We start from the raw sequence: 17,966 nt of genomic DNA on the forward strand, positions 1-17,966 counted from the left end.
TCGGGGGCGTAGCCCGGCCGAGGGGGTCGGGGGCGTAGCCCGGCCGAGGGGGTCGGGGGCGTAGCCCGGCCGAGGGGGTCGGGGGCGTAGCCCGGCCGAGGGGGTCGGGGGCGTAGCCCGGTCGAGGGGGTCGGGGGCGTAGCCGCCGGGCAACGCGCCTCGGGCTCGGCCCCCGGAGGGTTTAGGGAAGGGGCGGGGTGGGGGACATTCAACCCCCGACCCCACCCCCCACACCTCACCCCACCAACACCTCCCCCCGAACCTCCCCCACAGAATCCGCCCCGGAACCGACACCAGCACCAGCACCAGCACCGGCACCGGAACCGGCACCCGAATCAGCACCGGCACCGGCCCCCGCCCCCCGCCCCGGCAAACACCCCGCACTGACCGCCGCCAACGCCACCACCCCCGCACCGACCCACAGCGCCGGCTGCAACCCGTCCACGAAGGCCGACGCCGAGCCGTACCCGCCCTGGGCGGAGAACACCGCCGCCAGGACCGCGACACCCAGCGCCCCGCCCACCTCCCGCAGCGCGTTGTTCGCCCCGGACGCGATCCCCTGCTCGGACGGCCGCACGCTCGACATCACCAGGTTCGCGGCGGGCGCGAAGTACAGCGCCATCCCGATCCCGCTGACCGTCATGGCCGGCAGCTGCGTCCCGTACGACACGTCCGGCGACATGATCAGCGCGAACCAGCCGAGCCCGACCGCCTGGAGCGCCAGCCCCACCGTCACCACCGGCCGCCCGCCGATCCGGTCGGAGAGGATGCCTGCGACCGGCGCGACCAGGAGCGGCATCGCGGTCCACGGCAGCATCCGCAGCCCCGCCTCGGTCGGCGAGTAGCCCAGCACGCCCTGGAGGAACTGGCTGAGCAGGAAGATCGAGCCGAACATCCCCACGAACATCAGCAGGCTGGCCAGGTTGATCGCCGAGAAGGCCCGGCTCCGGAACAGCCGCATCGGCAGCACCGGCGCCGCGCTGACGACCCCGTGCCAGACGAACGCGCCCAGCAGAGCCGCACCCCCGACCAGCCCCGTCAGCACGGTCGGGCTGCTCCAGCCGTCCACGTTGCCCCGGATCAGGCTGTAGACGATCCCGAAGAGGCCTCCGCTGGCGAGCACCGTGCCCCGGATGTCGAGCCGCGCCCCGCTTCCGTACGACTCGGCGAGCCGCAGCCGCGCGAGCGGCAGCACGGCCACCCCGAGCGGAACGTTCAGCCAGAAGATCCACTGCCAGGAGAAGTGCTCGGTCAGAGCCCCGCCGATCAGCGGCCCACTGGCCACGGCGAGGCCGTTGACCGCGCCCCAGATCCCGTACGCCAGGCCCCGCTTCGCCACCGGCACGGCCGCCGTGAGCAGCGTGAGGGTGAGCGGCATCATGATCGCCGCGCCGACGCCCTGGACCGCCCGCGCGGCGACCAGCCCGTCGATCCCGGGTGCCAGCGCCGCCGCGGCGGACGCGCCGGTGAAGATCGTCAGCCCGACGAGGAAGAGCTTGCGCCGCCCGAACCGGTCCCCCAGCGCCGCCCCGAACATCAGCAGGACGGCGAAGGTGAGCGTGTACGCGCTCACCGTCCACTCCAGGTCGTCCAGCGCCCCGCCCAGGTCCTCGCGGATCGACGGCAGCGCGGTGGTGACGACGAGGTTGTCGAGTGCCGCCATGAACCCGGCGATGCTGGTGATCACCAGCGCCCACACCGCTCCCCCGCGCCGGCCGGCCGCCTCCCCGGGCCCCGCCTCCGGCACAGTTCCCTGCGCAGTCCCCTGATCAGCCTCTCGCTCAGGACTCTGCCCGGACCCCTGCCCGGACCCCTTCACGGACCCCTGGCCGGACCCCTTCACGGTCTCCTGGCCGGACCCCTTCACGGTCTCCTGCCCGGACCCCTTCACGGACCCCTGCCGGGACCCCGTCGCGGCCCCCCGCCCGGTCCCCTTCGCAGCCCCCTGCTCGTGCTGCTCGGGTATCTCCCGCTGCTCGGACATCGCTTCCCCGCTTCCCCTGTTCGGTTCCGTTGGTTAGTTATCAGTTACTAACTTTCCAGCCCATACGCGTGCGCCGCTCTCCACCAGGAGGTCCGCCGGACCGCCCGTCAGGGAGGTGAGGCTACCTCTCCAGTCGCCCCTTCACGCGCGCGCTCGGGTAGATCTCCTCCCACACGCGGTGCTCGGGCGGAAACCCCATCGCCACCAGCGTGTTGATCAGCATCCCGTACGCCAGGAACGTCGTGGTCTCCTTGTAGCCCTCCAGCGGCACGCTCACCGCGTCCCAGAGCTCCATCCACGCGCGCCGGACGGCCTCGCCGAAGGTGTGGTCGCCCGCCGCCTCGGCCGCGGCGACCGCCACGTACACCTGCATCTGCATGAGCAGCCGCTCGGGCTCCTCCGCGATGACCCGGGTGTACGCGTTCGCCATCGCGTGCACCGCCTCCTCGCCGGTCAGCCCCTTCGAGGCGTCGGCGAACATCCGCACGGTGTCCTCCATGCAGCGACGTGTCGCCGCGAGGAAGATCGCCGGCTTGTTCGGGAAGAGGCGGAACAGGTACGGCTGCGAGACACCCACGCGCTTGGCGATCGCCTCGGTGGACGTCCCGTAGTAGCCGCGGTGAGCGAACTCGCTCATCGCCGCCCGTACGACGCTCTCGCGCCGCTCCTCCGCGCTCATCCTGACCATGCCCACGAAGTTAGTGGCCAATAACTAACTTCGTCAAGCGGTACGGCGCCCCGCGCCCGGGAACGGCGAACGGCCGCCGGGCGCTCGCGCTCCCGACGGCCGTTCACTCCCCCTCACGCTGCCGCGCGCCCGCTCCTCGCGGGGCGCGCCGCGTCACGCCAGCGCGACCACCGCGCGCGCCATCCCGAGGACCTTCTGGCCCGCGCTCATCGCCGTCAGATCGACCCGGACCGTCCGCGCCTCGTCGTCCAGCTTGGCCGCGACCTTGGCGCTGACCTCGATCAGCGCGCCCGCCTCGTCGTTCGGCACGACGACCGGCTTGGTGAAGCGCACGCCGTACTCGACGACCGCCGCCGGGTCGCCCACCCAGTCGATGACCACCCGGATCGCGGACGCCATGGTGAACATGCCGTGCGCGATCACGTCCGGCAGCCCGACCTCCTTGGCGAACTTCTCGTTCCAGTGGATCGGGTTGAAGTCGCCCGAGGCGCCCGCGTACTGCACGAGTGTGGCGCGACTCACGGGGAAGGACTGCGCCGGCAGCTCGGTGCCGGTCTCCACGTCCTCGTAACGGATCTTGGCGCTCATCGTCACTCCCCCTCGGCCGCGCGGGCCACGAGCTTGGTGAAGGCGGTCACGACGTGCTCGCCGGTCTCGTCGTGGACCTCGCCGCGGACGTCCAGGATGTCGTTGCCCGCCATGGTCTTGACCGCCTCGATGGTGGAGGTCACCGTGAGCCGGTCCCCCGCCCGCACCGGGCGCGTGTACGCGAACTTCTGGTCGCCGTGCACGACCCGGCTGTAGTCCAGGCCCAGGGCCGGGTCCTGGATCACGACGCCGGCCGCCTTGAACGTGATGGCGAACACGAAGGTCGGCGGCGCGATCACATCGGGGTGCCCGAGCGCCTTGGCGGCCTCCGGGTCGAGGTACGCGGGGTTGGTGTCCCCCACGGCCTCGGCGAATTCACGGATCTTCTCCCGGCCGACCTCGTACGGCGCGGTGGGCGGATAGGTCCGCCCCACGAAGGACTGGTCGAGCGCCATGGGCTCGCAACCTCCTGCTGAGTGGTCTGCTGTGATCTGGGCGACGCTGATCCGGGCGACCGTCATCCGGGCGACGGTGGTCCGGGCGACGCGTCACGACGGGGTACGACGAGAGGCCGCCCCCCGGAACAGGGAACGGCCTCTCGTACGAGCCTGAGTGCTCGACCCGTGATTAGCGGGTCTCGCGGTGCGCGGTGTGCGAGTTGCAGCGCGGGCAGTGCTTCTTCATCTCAAGACGGTCCGGGTTGTTACGCCGGTTCTTCTTGGTGATGTAGTTCCGCTCCTTGCACTCCACGCAGGCCAGCGTGATCTTCGGGCGGACGTCGGTGGCAGCCACGTGAGTGCTCCTTGGACGGACGGTTAGACGGATGAACGCATAAAAGAGTAGCCGATCGGGAGACCGACCCCACAATCGGCTACTGGTGCTACTTTGAGTAGCGGTGACCGGACTTGAACCGGTGACACAGCGATTATGAGCCGCTTGCTCTACCGACTGAGCTACACCGCTTTGATGATCCGGTCCCCGCTTGTGGGCGGGGACCCTCTCACCAGAGCCCCAATACGGAATCGAACCGTAGACCTTCTCCTTACCATGGAGACGCTCTACCGACTGAGCTATTGGGGCGAGCGATGAAGACATTACACGGTCGGCCGCCGATCGCCCAAATCCGTTTCGCCGGGCCGTCATGGAGCCGTCGGAGGGCCCTCGCGGGGCGGGTCCCGCGGGGGGCGCGTGGGGGTCCGGGGACGGGTGGGGCGCCCTCCTCGGCCGCTTGCGCCCGGCCCGCCCCAGGCGTCCCGTACGCCACTCGTGGCCACACCGGTACGACTATTGCGCTCCTCCTCGATGCGCGCGGGGCTCGCCCCTAGGCTCTGCTCACGCTGCGTGATCTTGCCCTGAAGGCCCCGTGGGGCCCCGAGGACCACCTGGAGCGCGATGTCCGACAGCCAGCAGCAGCCGGCCCACTCGTCCGGCGCCGGGGACGGCCCCGCCGAGGCCGCCGCCACGCTCCTGCTGTCCGGCGCCCGGCTCGCCGACGGCCGGACCGTGGACGTCCGGCTCGGCGGCGGCCGCATCGAGGCCGTCGGGACCGCGGGCAGCCTCGCCGCGCACTTCTCCAAGGTCGACCTGAACGGCTTCCTGCTGCTCCCGGCGCCGGCCGAGCCGCACGCGCACAGCGACACGGCGCTGACCGCGTTCGGCCCCGAGGGCCCGGTCTCGTACGCCGCCGAGGACGTCCAGCGGCGCGCCACCGAGGCCGCCCTGCTCCAGCTCGGCCACGGCGCGACGGCGCTGCGCTCGCACGTGCGGATCGACGACGTGCGGGGGCTGGGGCCGCTGGAGGCCGCTCTGCAGACCCGCCGCTCGCTGCGCGGGCTCGCGGAGCTGAACGTGGTGGCGGTGCCCCGGCTGCTGACCGGGGTCGCGGGCGCCGACGGGCTCGCGATGCTGCGGGACGCGGTGAAGATGGGCGCGTCGGTGGTGGGCGGCTGCCCGGACCTCGACCCGGACCCCGCCGGGTACACGGAGGCCGTCCTGGAGATCGCCGCCGAGCACGGCTGCGCGGTCGACCTCCACACGGACGGCGACGACCCGGCGCGCCTCGCCCGCCTCGCGGCGATGACCGCCGGACTGCGCCCGGGCGCGGCGATCGGCCCCTGCGCGGGGCTTTCGCGGCTTCCCCAGGAGGCGGCAGCGCGGGCGGCGGACCAGCTGGCGGCGGCGGGCGTCGCGGTGATCTGCCTGCCGCAGGGCGGCTGCGGCATGACGGAACGCCAGGGCACGGGCCGTCAGGGCATGCCCCCCGTACGGCTGCTGAGGGCGGCCGGGGTGCCGGTGGCGGCGGGCGGCGGTGCGCTGCGCGACCTGGCCAACCCGGTCGGCCGGGGCGACCCGTTGGAGGCCGCGTACCTCCTCGCCTCCCAGGCGGGCCTGCGTCCCGAGGACGCGTACGCCGCGGTGAGCACGGCCGCCCGCGAGGCGATGGGGCTGGCCGAGGTCCGCGTGGAGGCGGGCTTCCCGGCGGAGCTCCTGGCCGTACGCGGCGAACGCATCGCGGGCGTGCTGTCCCTGGCGTACAGCCGCATCGTGATCCACCGCGGCCGGGTGGTGGCCCGGACGAGCGCGGTACGGGAGTACTGCGACTCGGCGGCGGTGGTGGCACTCGATCTGCCGCGGCAGTCGCGGATGGACGGGGGGTAGGGGCGCCTGGGGGCGCCTGAGGGCGCTGGGGGCGCCTGGGGTGGGGTGCGGGGGCGTGCGGGGATGCGCCGGGGCCCGGGGCACGGGACACCCCCGGTAGGGGCGTGCGGGACCGGGTGCGGAGGCGCGGCGGTCACCCCCCGAAGGGGCGTGCGGGGACGCGCCGGGCGGCGCGCGGGCGTACGGTCGGGAGCATGCGCATTGTCATCGCAGGAGGTCATGGTCAGATCGCGCTGCGGCTCGAACGGCTGCTGTCGGCGCGCGGGGACGAGGTCGCGGGGATCATCCGCAAGCCGGAACAGGCGGACGACCTGCGGCAGGCGGGCGCCGAGCCCGTCGTCCTCGACCTGGAGTCGGCGTCCGTCGACGAGGTCGCGGCCGTCCTGGCGGGCGCGGACGCAGCGGTCTTCGCGGCGGGCGCGGGCCCGGGCAGCGACGCGGCCCGCAAGGAGACGGTGGACCGGGCGGCGGCGGTCCTGTTCGCGGACGCGGCGGAGCGCGCGGGCGTACGCCGGTACCTGGTCGTCTCCTCCATGGGCGCCGACCCGCGCCACGAGGGCGACGAGGTCTTCGACGCGTATCTGCGGGCCAAGGGCTCGGCCGACGAGGCGGTACGGGCCCGTCCCGGCCTGGACTGGACGATCCTGCGCCCCGGGATGCTGACGAACGACGCCGGCACGGGCCTGATCACCCTGGCCGCGTCGACGGGCCGCGGCCCGATCCCCCGGGACGACGTGGCCGCCCTGCTGGCCGAACTGATCGACACCCCGGCGACGGCGGGCCTGACGCTGGAGGCGATCAGCGGGACGGTGCCAGTGATGGTGGCGGTGAAGGACGTGGCGGGGAACTGACCGTTCCCTGCCCCCGCCCCCTTCCTCCCTCTCCCCTCCGCCCCCTTCCTCCCTCTCCCCCCGCCGCGTCCGCAGCGAGAACCGCCCTTATCGACGCACCCTGGTCTGCTGCTGGTATTCACCGTGGACCTTGACGATTTCCCGGAAGAGTTCCGGAAGATCGGAAAGATCGATGTTCCTGGGATTGGTGGCATAACTGATCAGGCCGAGCAGTCGGTGCAGAATGTCGGCTTCCTGTTGCTGGCGCTCCCAGGCGGGATCGGCGGCCGACTTGGCGCTCTTGTGCGGGGCGGCGCGAAAGCGCTCGTCCTCGGCGAGGCAGTCCCGCAGCGCCTGCGGCCACACGAGCCGCATCGGCTTGCCCTGGTCCTGCGGCCCGCGCTCGCGGGAGCCCTCCAGCGCGTTGAGTATGCGGGCTTCGTGGGAACGGTCGACGCGCGCCTGGAGCCCGTCGACGGCGGCGAGCCGGGCGGCCAGACCCCGGATCAACTCCCCGTGGCGCAGGGCCCAGTCCCGCTCGGCCCGCCGGCTGCGCTGCTCGCGTACGGACTCGACGCGTTCGTTCTGCGTACGCGGCAGGGTGCCGTCGGCGCGCTGGGCTCGCGTCAGTTGGAGATGGCGGCGCTCCGCCGACTGACGCCCACTCAGTTCGAGGGCGTCGGCGATGCGTTCCCAGGTGATCCGTTTGGTCCGGGCGAGCGAGATCAGCCGGAGTTCATCGCTTTCCAGCTTGTCCCGGAGCATCCGGATGACCATGAGCGTGGCGAGGATGTCCGTTTCCTCGACATCGGGCTGGATGATCCCGCGGGCCCGCTGGCAGATCCGGTCATAGGCGCGGGCGACTTCCAGCAGCGTGGGCTCGGACCCCGAACTCCCCGACCGGGAATGCCGGCGCACTCCTCCCGGGGATTCCAGTAACCGCCCCCAGGCCCGGTCCCGGTTGTATTCCGCTTCGGGATACTGCGCACGTCGTGCGGCACGTGTCGTCTTCATGACGACTCCCCCTGTCGTCTTTTGGACGACGTATGCGGCGGAGAGTCGTGTTCGGTCGCGCACAGTCGCGAGGTGCCCGAGGCATCCGAGGGCCCTTCGATCAGACCTTCGGAAGCCGAGCCTCCCGCCTCCCGGATCAGGCGCGGCCGGCGACGCCACGTGGACCGCAGCAACCCGACGGCGACTGCGGTGATCGCGAACATCACCTCAGCTATGTAGTGGGCACCGGCATCCTTGATGACTGAACTCAACATGGCTGAATTCGTGCACGTCACCGACGTGCACTCGCCTCCTCACGGTCTTGGCGGTGCCGTCACACGCCGCGCCGGGCCCACATACGCGGGCGTGTCCCCCCACTCCCACGGACCCTTGGCGGCACGGAACGTCAGATAGCGGTTACAGCCCGACGTCGGAGGAAAGTCTGCCGCCCCGGAATCACGCGAACGCCCGCCACAGGACTCACCCCTTCAAGCGCCACCCTTCGCCATGGCCACATAAGGCACATTCCACCTATAAGGGACCCGAGCGCCCCCACGGAAATGTCGTCCGAGGGAGGCGGACCGCCCCGCCCAAGCCCGCGCCGGGCCGCGCCGAGCGCCCACCGAGAGGGACGGTGATTCGGGGGACGGGTGAGACTGGTCACCCGCGCCCGGCCCCTCCTTCGCCTCCCCGCGAACCCTCTGGGGCCTTGCCGAACCCAGTACCCGGGGTGGCGGCACGCGGACAACGAGAAGACCCCCGCCGAGCTGCGTTTCCGCAGATCAACGGGGGTCTCACATCGCGTGGCGGCGCCAGGATTCGAACCTGGGTAGGCTAAGCCGACGGATTTACAGTCCGCTCCCATTGGCCACTCGGGCACACCGCCATGGGATGTCGCCGGTGGGAGGGCCGCTTTTCGGCGGTGCTCCCTGGCAACGACGTAAACGATACCTGATGACCGGGGGTGCTCCGCCACCCGGTTGATCAGCGCTTCGGGTGGGTGCGGGTGGCTAGGCTTTGGGGCAGCGGTTCGGCAGCCAGGCCGTACCCCCACGCCCCCGATACAAGGAGCCACAGGACATGGCCGACTCCAGTTTCGACATCGTCTCGAAGGTCGAGCGGCAGGAGGTCGACAACGCCCTCAACCAGGCGGCGAAGGAGATCTCGCAGCGCTACGACTTCAAGAACGTGGGCGCGTCGATCTCTTGGTCCGGCGAGAAGATCCTGATGGAGGCCAACTCCGAGGACCGCGTCAACGCCATCCTCGACGTCTTCCAGACCAAGCTGGTCAAGCGCGGGATCTCGCTCAAGGCGCTGGACGCCGGCGAGCCGCAGCTCTCCGGCAAGGAGTACAAGATCTTCGCCTCCATCGAGGAGGGCATCTCCCAGGAGAACGCCAAGAAGGTCGCCAAGGTCATCCGCGACGAGGGTCCCAAGGGCGTCAAGGCGCAGGTGCAGGGCGAAGAGCTGCGGGTCTCCTCCAAGAGCCGGGACGACCTCCAGGCCGTCCAGGCGCTGCTCAAGGGCAAGGACTTCGACTTCGCGCTCCAGTTCGTGAACTACCGCTGACCCCCGGACGCACTGTCCGATTCCCGCCAGCACGGGCCGGACGGGGGTCGCAGACTCGGTCGCGTACGCAGGGAACTCGTACGTACGGACTCGCACGCGAGACGTGTGCGGCTCGTACGGCTCGTCGCGAGGAAAGGAACGTGCGATGAAGGTCTACGCGACCCTCGACAGCCCGCTGGGGGAACTGCTTCTCGTCGGCGAGGAGTCCGCCACCGCCCACGGCGGGACCGCGCTGGTCTCGCTCTCCATGCCCGGCCAGAAGGGCGCCGCCGTCGTCCGGGACGGCTGGCGGCGGGCGCCGGAGGCGTTCGAGGAGATCGCCCGCCAGCTGCGGGCGTACTTCGACGGTGAGCTCACCCGCTTCGAGATCGAGTACGCCCCCGGCGCGGGCACCGACTTCCAGCGGCGGGTCTGGACGGAGCTGGACTCCATTCCGTACGGGGCCACCACCTCGTACGGGGAGATCGCCCGCCGCATCGGCGCCTCCCCGGTGATGGTGCGCGCGGTCGGCACCGCCATCGGCCGCAACCCCGCCCTGGTCGTACGCCCCTGTCACCGCGTCATCGGCTCCGACGGCACCCTGAAGGGGTACGCGGCCGGCCTGGCCCGCAAGGAGCACCTCCTCGGTCTGGAAGGGGCCCTGGCCGGGGTGGCGGGTCCTCGGGGAGCAGGAGTGTCCGGGGCGGTGCCCGGGGGCCGGGGCGGTCCTGGCAATCACAGCAGCTTCGTCAGCCCCGCCATCCCCGCCAGCCCTGCCAGCCCTGCTATCTCCCTCACCCCCATCAGCCCCGTCGGCCCCGGCGGGCTGCGCTAGTCCCGCCCGATGAGTGACGCCCTGTTCCCCCGGCCCCGCGCTGTCGTCGCCCCCGGCGCCGTGCACGTGCCGGGGTGGCTGCCGCCCGAACGGCAACGGGAGCTGGTCGCCGCCTGCCGGGAGTGGGCGCGGGGGCCCGTCCCCATCCGGCACACCGTGCTGCCGGGCGGTGGCGTCATGTCCGTGCAGACCGTCTGCGTCGGCTGGCACTGGCAGCCCTACCGGTACACCCGCACCGCCGGTGACGTGAACGGCCGGCCCGTCGCCCCCTTCCCCGACTGGCTCGCCGCGCTCGGCCGCGCCGCCGTGGCCGACGCCTACGACGACCCCGCCGCCGGGGACGGCTACTCCCCCGAGACCGCGCTGATCAACTTCTACGACGGCGACGCGCGCATGGGGATGCACCAGGACAAGGACGAGCGGTCCGGCGCGCCCGTGGTCTCCCTGAGCATCGGCGACAGCTGCCTCTTCCGCTTCGGCAACACCGAGGACCGGGGCCGCCCCTACACCGATGTCGAGTTGGCCTCGGGCGACCTCTTCGTCTTCGGCGGCCCCTCGCGCTTCGCCTACCACGGCGTCCCGAAGGTCCTGCCCGGCACGGGCGACCCGTCCACGACCGGACTGGCCACGGGCCGACTCAATCTGACCCTCCGTGAGACCGGCCTGAAGGGCTGACCGCGCGCAGGGTTGGTCGTCGAAGGGCCGGCACGCTGAAGGGCTCGTCGGCTGAAGGGCTGCGGCTGGCTCAGCGGCGGTCGCGCGAGTTGCCGAAGAGTATGCGGTAGGCGATCAGCAGCACGAGCGAGCCGCCGACCGCCGCCGCCCAGGTGGCGCCGTCGTAGAAGTGGTGGGCGACGGGACGGTCCAGCCAGCGTGCCGAGATCCAGCCGCCGACGAACGCTCCCGCTATCCCGATGACCGTGGTGCCGATCAGACCGCCCGGATCCCGCCCGGGGAGCAGGATCTTGGCGATGACTCCGGCGAGCAGGCCGAGGAGGATCCAGCTGACGATGCTCATGTCCTGAACCTGCCTTTCGTGCGATGCCGGCCCACGAGGGGCCGTCTCATGTCGTGTGCGTGTGTCCTGTGGGGTCGTCCTGGAGGACGTGGCCCTCGCGGGGCGCGGTTGCCTCCGGTGGCTAGGGTGCGGCGCATGACACAGGAACTGCGCCGCACCCTCGGCGTCTTCGACGCCGTGGTCATCGGCCTGGGCTCGATGGTCGGCGCGGGGATCTTCGCCGCCCTCGCCCCCGCCGCGCACGCGGCCGGGACCGGGCTGCTGGCCGCACTGGCGCTGGCCGCGGCCGTCGCGTACTGCAACGCCATGGCCTCGGCACGCCTCGCCGCCCGCTATCCCGCGTCCGGCGGCACGTACGTGTACGGGCGTGAGCGGCTGGGGCCTTTCTGGGGGTACCTGGCGGGCTGGGGGTTCGTCGTCGGCAAGACCTCCTCGTGTGCGGCGATGGCTCTGACCGTGGGTGCCTATGTCTGGCCGGGACAGGCCCACGGGGTGGCCGTCGTGGCCGTGGTGGCGCTGACCGCCGTCAACTACGGGGGCGTGCGGAAGTCGGCGTGGGTGACGCGGGCGATCGTGGCGCTGGTGCTCGCGGTCCTCGCGGCGGTGGTGGCGGCCTGCCTGGGGTCGTCCACCGCCGGGCACCCGGACGTCGGGCTGTCCGGGGGCGGGTCAGGGCTGCTCCAGGCGGCGGGGCTGCTCTTCTTCGCGTTCGCCGGGTACGCCCGGATCGCCACGCTCGGTGAGGAGGTGCGTGATCCGGCCCGGACGATCCCGCGCGCCGTTCCCCTGGCGCTGGGCATCGCGCTGGTCGTCTATGTCTGTGTCGCGGTCGCTGTCCTTTCCGTGCTGGGCGCGGACGGGCTGGGGTCGGCCACGGCGCCGCTCGCCGACGCGGTGCGGGCGGCGGGCGCGCCGGGGCTGGTGCCGGTGGTGCGGGCCGGGGCGGCGGTCGCCGCGCTCGGGTCCCTGCTGGCGCTGGTGCTGGGTGTCTCGCGCACGGTGCTCGCGATGGCCAGGGACGGCCATCTGCCGGGCGCGCTGGCCGCCGTACACCCCCGGTTCCGGGTGCCGCACCGGGCCGAGGTCGCGGTGGGTGCCGTGGTGGCGGTGCTGGCGGCGACGGCCGATCTGCGTGGGGCTATCGGCTTCTCGTCGTTCGGCGTGCTGGTCTATTACGCGATCGCCAACGCGTCGGCCTGGACCCTGGGGCCGGGCCGCGGCGGGCGGCTGCTCGCGGCCTGCGGACTGGCCGGTTGCCTACTGCTCGCCTTCGCGCTCCCGCCGTCGTCGGTGGCGGCGGGCAGCGCGGTGCTGGCCGTGGGGGCGGTCGCGTACGCCGTGCGGGGGCGTCTGCGCTCGCGTTGAGTAGGGGCCGCCGAGGGGTGGCCCTCCACGCCCTCCTGCCCCCTCGCCCGGCCGCGCCGCGCGCCTTATATTCGGCCGTGGAACCCGGCCGCGTACCTCAACCCGGCCGCGTACCTCTGGGACACCTTCTCGTTCTCGGTCATGGCTCCATGGTGGCCCAGACCGCCGACAATCGGGCCGGAGCTACTCTGACCTGCCCTTTTCCCTGTGGATAACTTTTTTCGCCGGTTCGGCTACCGGTAGAACGGCTGGTCCGTCGGCACGATCTGCTTGCCCAGCGGGAGCAGTGAGACCGGGATCAGCTTGAAGTTCGCGATGCCCAGCGGGATTCCGATGATCGTGACGCACAGCACGAAGCCCGTGACGATGTGGCCGAGCGCCAGCCACCAGCCCGCCAGGACCAGCCAGAGCACGTTGCCGACGCAGGACGCGGCGCCGGCGTCCCGCCGGTCCACCACCGTGTATCCGAACGGCCAGAGCGCGTACAGGCCGATGCGGAAGGCCGCCAGGCCGAAGGGGATGCCGATGATCGTGACGCAGAGCAGGACGCCGGCGAGCAGATAGCCCAGGAACATCCAGAAGCCGCACAGGACCAGCCAAATGACGTTCAGGATTGTCTTCACGGGCGGCGACCTGCCATCTGTTCGAGTCGGGCGATGCGCTCCGCCATCGGCGGATGTGTCGAGAACATCTTGGAGACACCCTGCCCCGGGCGGAAGGGGTTGGCGATCATCATGTGGCTCGCGGTCTCGAGCCGTGGCTCGGGCGGCAGCGGCAGTTGCTTCGTGCCCGCGTCGAGCTTGCGCAGGGCGCTGGCGAGGGCCAGGGGGTCGCCGGTCAGCTGCGCCCCCGAGGCGTCCGCCTCGTACTCGCGCGAGCGGCTGATCGCCAGTTGGATGACGGACGCCGCCAGCGGGCCCAGGATCATGATCAGCAGCATGCCGAAGATGCCCGGGCCGTCGTCGTCGTTGGACCGGCCCACCGGGATCAGCCAGGCGAAGTTCACCAGGAACATGATCACGGAGGCGAGGGCTCCGGCGACCGACGAGATCAGGATGTCCCGGTTGTACACATGGCTGAGCTCATGGCCGATCACTCCGCGCAGCTCGCGCTCGTCGAGGATCTGGAGGATCCCTTCCGTGCAGCACACCGCCGCGTTGCGGGGGTTGCGGCCGGTCGCGAAGGCGTTCGGCGCCTGGGTCGGCGAGATGTACAGGCGGGGCATCGGCTGACGCGCGGCCGTCGACAGCTCGCGGACCATCCGGTACAGCCCGGGCGCCTCGAACTCGCTGACCGGGCGGGCGCGCATGGCCCGCAGGGCCAGTTTGTCGCTGTTCCAGTACGCGTACGCGTTGGTGCCCAGCGCCACGAGCAGCGCGACGATCAGCCCCGTACGCCCGAAGAAGCTGCCGATGACGATGATGAGCGCGGACAGTCCTCCGAGAAGGAGGGCGGTCCTCAGCCCGTTGTGCCGGCGGTGCACGGTACGCCCTCCAAATGGTGCGGCAGGGGAACCCTTTGCCTGATGGTCCTTCCACTTTCCAGTGGACGCTCCCGTACTGGTCAACGCCAGACGAGGACCGCTGGTTCCCTTGTGCTCGCTGGAGGGGGCCCTACTCCGTACGGGTGGGTCAGCGCGGCGCGGGCAGCCCGGCGAGTTCCAGCGCCTTCGGGTCGGGCTCCAGCTCGCTGGTGCAGTGCGGGCAACGGGAGGCGACGCCCGGGATCTGGCTGAAGCAGCGGGGGCAGTCGCGCAGGGCGGCCTTGATGTCGACCGGCTTGTCGCGGTCGAACCGTGCCTGCACCTTCATCATCGGGACGACGACCAGGAAGTAGAGCACCGCGGCGGTGACGAGGAAGGCGATGGCCGCGCTGATGAACTTCCCGTAGGGGAACTGGACACCCTCGACCGTGAACCTCGCCGCGGTGAAGTCGCCCGTCGACCGGGTGGCGAGGCCGATGAGCGGGGTGATGAAGGCGGTGCTGAAGCCGGTGACGACGGCGGTGAACGCCGAGCCGACCGCCAGACCGACGGCCATCGTCACTATGTTCCCGCGAAGGATGAAGTCCTTGAACCCGCTCAGCACTGCTCTGGCTCCTACTCGTCTCCGGCTCCGGCCGCCGGTCGTCCGCCGTACGGGCACGCGTGCGCCCGCGTGCGCGTGTACGACAGTGCCCTGCCGGGGCCCCGAAGTTCAAACCCGCTGCCCGGCCGGCGACCGCGAGGGGCCGGACGGGCAGGGGCGGCCTCTCAGAAGAGGTTGATGGAGGCGAAGTGCAGGGCCACCTGGGGCATGCCCGAGAGGCCGACGCCGGCCAGCGCGGTGAGCGCGATGGCGGCGGCGAGGGGAGCCGGGACGCGGGGGCGCGCCACGGTCGCTCCCGCGGCACCGGCGCCGGAGAGCACCGGTCGGTCCGGTTCGGCGCCCGTCGCCCCGGCCGCCGCGGTGCCCGCCACCACGGCCTGGGCCCCCTCCAGGGGAGCCTCGGCCTCCTCCGGCGCGCGGAACAGTACGGCGGTCCACCGCAGGTAGTAGTACAGGGCGATCACGACGTTGAACGCCATGACGACCGCCAGCCAGCCCAGACCCGCGTCGACAGCCGTCGCGAAGACCGTCACCTTGGCGAACAGGCCGATGATGCCCGGCGGCAAACCCGCCAGGCACAGCAGGAAGAAGCCGAGCGCGAGCGCCACGAGGGGGCGTTCGGCGTAGAGGCCGCGGTAGTCGGCGAGACGGTTCAGCGGCCGGGTCCGGGCGACCAGCGCGGCCACCGCGAAGGCGCCGAGGTTCACCGCGGCGTACATCAGGGCGTACGCGACGGTCGCGCCGACCTGGGCGTCGCTGGAGTAGCCCGCGGCGGCGACCGGCACCAGCAGGTAGCCGGCCTGGCCGACGGAGGACCAGGCGAGCAGCCGGATCGCGCTGTACGCGCGCGTGGCCGACTGCCGCAGCGCGCCCACGTTGCCGACGGTCATGGTCAGTGCCGCGACGACGGCGAGCGCCGGGCCCCACACGTCCGCGTACGCCGGGAAGGCGATGACGGCCACCAGGATGAGGCCGGAGAAGCCGACGGCCTTGCCGACGACCGAGAGGTAGGCGGCGACCGGCAGGGGCGCGCCCACGTAGGTGTCGGGGACCCAGAAGTGGAAGGGGACGGCGGCCGTCTTGAAGGCGAAGCCCACCAGGGTGAGCGCGACGCCGGTCTGGGCGACGGTGTCCAGCTGGTAGGGCATGTCGGCCAGGCGGTCGGCGATCTGGGTGAGGTGCAGGGTGCCGGTCGCCGCGTACACGAAGCTGACGCCGAGCAGCATCACCGCGGTCGCGGTCACCGAGGAGAGGAAGAACTTGAGGGCCGACTCCGAGGACAGCCGGTCGCCCCGCTTGAGGCCGACGAGCGCGAAGGCCGGCAGCGAGGCCACTTCCAGGGCGACGACCAGGGTGGCCAGGTCGCGCGAGGCGGGGAGCATCGCCGCGCCGGCGGCCGAGGAGAGCAGCAGGAACCAGAACTCGCCCGCGGGCAGCTTCTCCTTGTCCTCAGGGGGTTCCGTCATCGACAGCAGCGCGGTGAGGAGCGCGCCTGCCAGCACCAGGAACTGGAGCACCAGCGTGAAGCGGTCGACGGTGTAGCTGCACGCCTCGGGGTTGGCGGTGAGGCAGAAGGTCGAACGGGCCGACCTGCGGTGGAGCGGGATGAGGAGGAGCAGGGCGGCGCCGAGTCCGGCGATCGCGATCCCGCCGAGCAGCGGCTTGCGCTCGCGCGGCAGGAAGAGGTCGGCGACCAGCACGATCAGCGCGACGGACGCGGTGATCACCGGCGGGGAGATCGCGAGCCAGTCGACGGACTGGACGACGCTTGCGGCGCCGGTGACGGATGCGGCGCTTGCGGCGGCCACGGTCACGACTTGCCTCCTGCGAGGAGCTTGTGGACGGCCGGATCGGTGAGGCCGAGGAGGACCGCGGGCCAGAGGCCGGCGAGGACGGTGAGGGCGACCAGCGGGCTCCAGGAGGCGGCTTCGTACCCCTGGACGTCCACCAGGCGGAGCTCCTGGCGGTCTTCCGGCGCGCCCATGCAGACGCGGCGGACGACGACGAGCAGATACGCGGCGGTGAGCAGCGTGCCGACGGCCGCGATCGCCATGAAGGTGAGGAAGGCGGGGCGGCTGAGGCCGTCGGCGGGATCGAACGCGCCGAACATCGCCAGCATCTCGCCCCAGAACCCGGCGAGGCCCGGCAGTCCGAGCGAGGCGACCGCGGCGAAGGCCAGCAGGCCGCCCAGGCGCGGGGCTCGGCCGTAGAGCGCGGCGCCGGTGGCGCCGGAGAGGGTGTCCAGGTCGGCCGTGCCGTACCGGTCCTTCAGGGCGCCGACGAGGAAGAAGAGCAGGCCGGTGATGAGGCCGTGGGCGATGTTGGCGAAGAGCGCGCCGTTGACGCCGGTGGGGCTCATGCTGGCGATGCCGAGGAGCACGAAGCCCATGTGGCCGACCGAGGAGTACGCGATGAGGCGCTTCAGATCGCCCTTGTTCCCGCGCTTGGCCAGGGCGAGGCACGCCAGCGAGCCGTAGATGATCCCGGCGACGGCGAAGGCGGCCAGATACGGGGCGAACCGGTGCATTCCATCGGGGGCAACGGGGAGGACGATCCGGACGAATCCGTACGTACCCATCTTCAGCAGCACGCCGGCCAGCAGCACCGACCCGACGGTCGGCGCGGCGGTGTGCGCGTCCGGCAGCCAGCTGTGCAGGGGCCACATCGGGGTCTTCACCGCGAGCCCGATCCCGATCGCCAAAACGGCGATGACCTGCACCGATGTGGTCATCCCCCGGCCGTTGTCAGTGGCGAGTGCCACCATGTCGAAGGTGCCGGTCTTCAGCCCGATCAGCAGCAGGCCGAGCAGCATGACGACGGAGCCGAGCAGGGTGTAGAGGATGAACTTCCAGGCGGCCGCCTGCCGTTGGTCGCCGCCCCAGCGGGCGATCAGGAAGTACATCGGGATGAGGACCATCTCGAAGGCGAGGAAGAACAGCAGCAGGTCGAGGACGGCGAAGGTGGCGAGGGTGCCGGCCTCCAGGACGAGCAGCAGGGCGACGAAAGCGCGCGGGGACGGGCCCGCGGGCATCTTGAAGTAGCTGTACAGCGCGCAGAGGAAGGTCAGCAGCGCGGTCAGGACGAGAAGGGGGAGGGAGATGCCGTCGATGCCGAGGTGGATCCGCACGTTCAGCGTGGGAATCCACTTGATGTCCGTCGTGGCCTGCATCGTCGACGCCTGGTCGCGGTCGAAGCCGAGCGCCAGGACGATGGCCGCGAGCAGGATCACGCCGGTGACCGTCACACCGTGGCGGAGCACGGCCTGGCCGGGGGACTTCCCCTTCAGCCCGGGCGGGGCGGGCAGCAGCGCCGCCACCGCGCCGAGGAGCGGGCCGGCCACGATGAACGCGAGAAGGAACTGCATCACGGACG

Annotated in this window: 17 protein-coding genes, 3 tRNA genes and 1 pseudogene; 6 read left to right on the plus strand and 15 right to left on the minus strand. The window is 71.7% G+C overall.

The genetic code is table 11. The features are described 5' to 3' along the window. Positions 1-235: 235 nt before the first annotated feature. From AC069K_RS35130 to AC069K_RS35160, 7 genes are all read right to left on the minus strand, one after another. Positions 236-1,663 carry an MFS transporter gene (locus AC069K_RS35130; protein WP_478622870.1) on the minus strand — a complete coding sequence of 476 codons (1,428 nt, stop codon included), beginning with the start codon at positions 1,661-1,663 and terminating at the stop codon, positions 236-238. A 442-nt stretch (positions 1,664-2,105) separates the two neighbouring features. Continuing rightward, positions 2,106-2,672, minus strand: a complete 567-nt coding sequence (locus AC069K_RS35135; RefSeq protein ID WP_478622840.1) for a TetR/AcrR family transcriptional regulator — start codon at positions 2,670-2,672, stop codon at positions 2,106-2,108. 153 nt (positions 2,673-2,825) lie between these two features. Continuing rightward, positions 2,826-3,260, minus strand: a complete 435-nt coding sequence (locus AC069K_RS35140; RefSeq protein WP_478622842.1) for a MaoC family dehydratase — start codon at positions 3,258-3,260, stop codon at positions 2,826-2,828. A gap of 2 nt (positions 3,261-3,262) precedes the next feature. Then, a complete protein-coding gene (locus AC069K_RS35145; protein ID WP_365114559.1) occupies positions 3,263-3,715 on the minus strand; it encodes a MaoC family dehydratase N-terminal domain-containing protein in 453 nt (150 codons plus the stop codon). A 172-nt stretch (positions 3,716-3,887) separates the two neighbouring features. Continuing rightward, positions 3,888-4,052: a 50S ribosomal protein L33 gene (gene rpmG, locus AC069K_RS35150; protein ID WP_003956487.1), complete on the minus strand. Its 165-nt coding sequence runs from the start codon at positions 4,050-4,052 to the stop codon at positions 3,888-3,890. A gap of 98 nt (positions 4,053-4,150) precedes the next feature. Next, a tRNA-Met gene (locus tag AC069K_RS35155) sits at positions 4,151-4,223 on the minus strand. A gap of 44 nt (positions 4,224-4,267) precedes the next feature. After that, positions 4,268-4,340: transfer RNA gene (locus AC069K_RS35160), tRNA-Thr, on the minus strand. Positions 4,341-4,652: 312 nt separating this feature from the next. Here AC069K_RS35160 and AC069K_RS35165 point away from each other — a divergent pair. Beyond that, positions 4,653-5,918 (plus strand): amidohydrolase family protein, encoded by a 1,266-nt coding sequence (locus AC069K_RS35165; protein WP_358836034.1) that lies wholly within the window; start codon positions 4,653-4,655, stop codon positions 5,916-5,918. A gap of 194 nt (positions 5,919-6,112) precedes the next feature. Next, positions 6,113-6,769 (plus strand): SDR family oxidoreductase, encoded by a 657-nt coding sequence (locus tag AC069K_RS35170; protein ID WP_358836033.1) that lies wholly within the window; start codon positions 6,113-6,115, stop codon positions 6,767-6,769. Between the two features lie 87 nt (positions 6,770-6,856). Here the strand turns inward: AC069K_RS35170 and AC069K_RS35175 are convergent, their stop codons facing one another. After that, the gene (locus AC069K_RS35175) at positions 6,857-7,666 is read right to left on the minus strand and encodes a hypothetical protein (RefSeq protein WP_478622845.1); all 810 of its coding nucleotides are present in this window, start codon (positions 7,664-7,666) and stop codon (positions 6,857-6,859) included. Between the two features lie 879 nt (positions 7,667-8,545). Further along, positions 8,546-8,627: transfer RNA gene (locus tag AC069K_RS35180), tRNA-Tyr, on the minus strand. A 194-nt stretch (positions 8,628-8,821) separates the two neighbouring features. Between AC069K_RS35180 and AC069K_RS35185 the strand changes: the two genes are divergently transcribed. The 3 genes and pseudogenes from AC069K_RS35185 to AC069K_RS35195 all read left to right on the plus strand — a co-directional run bounded on the left by AC069K_RS35185 (position 8,822) and on the right by AC069K_RS35195 (position 10,799). Next, entirely contained in the window at positions 8,822-9,310 is a 489-nt protein-coding gene (locus tag AC069K_RS35185; protein WP_101389577.1) for a YajQ family cyclic di-GMP-binding protein, read from the plus strand. Between the two features lie 145 nt (positions 9,311-9,455). Beyond that, positions 9,456-9,956: pseudogene (locus AC069K_RS35190) on the plus strand (methylated-DNA--[protein]-cysteine S-methyltransferase); the annotation flags it as partial. A 177-nt stretch (positions 9,957-10,133) separates the two neighbouring features. Continuing rightward, positions 10,134-10,799, plus strand: coding sequence for an alpha-ketoglutarate-dependent dioxygenase AlkB family protein (locus tag AC069K_RS35195; protein ID WP_478622847.1), 666 nt, complete (start codon positions 10,134-10,136; stop codon positions 10,797-10,799). A gap of 70 nt (positions 10,800-10,869) precedes the next feature. On the opposite strand, the gene AC069K_RS35200 is transcribed toward AC069K_RS35195, so the two are convergent. After that, positions 10,870-11,142, minus strand: coding sequence for a GlsB/YeaQ/YmgE family stress response membrane protein (locus AC069K_RS35200; protein ID WP_358836030.1), 273 nt, complete (start codon positions 11,140-11,142; stop codon positions 10,870-10,872). Between the two features lie 135 nt (positions 11,143-11,277). Between AC069K_RS35200 and AC069K_RS35205 the strand changes: the two genes are divergently transcribed. After that, entirely contained in the window at positions 11,278-12,507 is a 1,230-nt protein-coding gene (locus AC069K_RS35205; protein WP_478622849.1) for an APC family permease, read from the plus strand. 233 nt (positions 12,508-12,740) lie between these two features. Here the strand turns inward: AC069K_RS35205 and AC069K_RS35210 are convergent, their stop codons facing one another. The 5 genes from AC069K_RS35210 to AC069K_RS35230 form a co-directional block, all read right to left on the minus strand. Beyond that, positions 12,741-13,130, minus strand: a complete 390-nt coding sequence (locus AC069K_RS35210; protein WP_365113491.1) for a YccF domain-containing protein — start codon at positions 13,128-13,130, stop codon at positions 12,741-12,743. Then, entirely contained in the window at positions 13,127-13,990 is an 864-nt protein-coding gene (gene htpX, locus AC069K_RS35215; RefSeq protein WP_365113493.1) for a zinc metalloprotease HtpX, read from the minus strand. The genes AC069K_RS35210 and htpX overlap by 4 nt, the downstream gene beginning before the upstream one ends. Before the next feature lie 148 nt (positions 13,991-14,138). Further along, entirely contained in the window at positions 14,139-14,594 is a 456-nt protein-coding gene (locus tag AC069K_RS35220; protein ID WP_358834928.1) for a large conductance mechanosensitive channel protein MscL, read from the minus strand. 164 nt (positions 14,595-14,758) lie between these two features. Further along, positions 14,759-16,408, minus strand: coding sequence for an NADH-quinone oxidoreductase subunit N (locus tag AC069K_RS35225; protein ID WP_478622853.1), 1,650 nt, complete (start codon positions 16,406-16,408; stop codon positions 14,759-14,761). Continuing rightward, a complete protein-coding gene (locus AC069K_RS35230; RefSeq protein WP_365113510.1) occupies positions 16,405-17,958 on the minus strand; it encodes an NADH-quinone oxidoreductase subunit M in 1,554 nt (517 codons plus the stop codon). Before AC069K_RS35230 ends, AC069K_RS35225 begins: the two co-directional genes overlap by 4 nt. Positions 17,959-17,966 lie beyond the last annotated feature (8 nt).

The sequence above is a fragment of the Streptomyces sp. NPDC043908 genome (assembly GCF_056435525.1).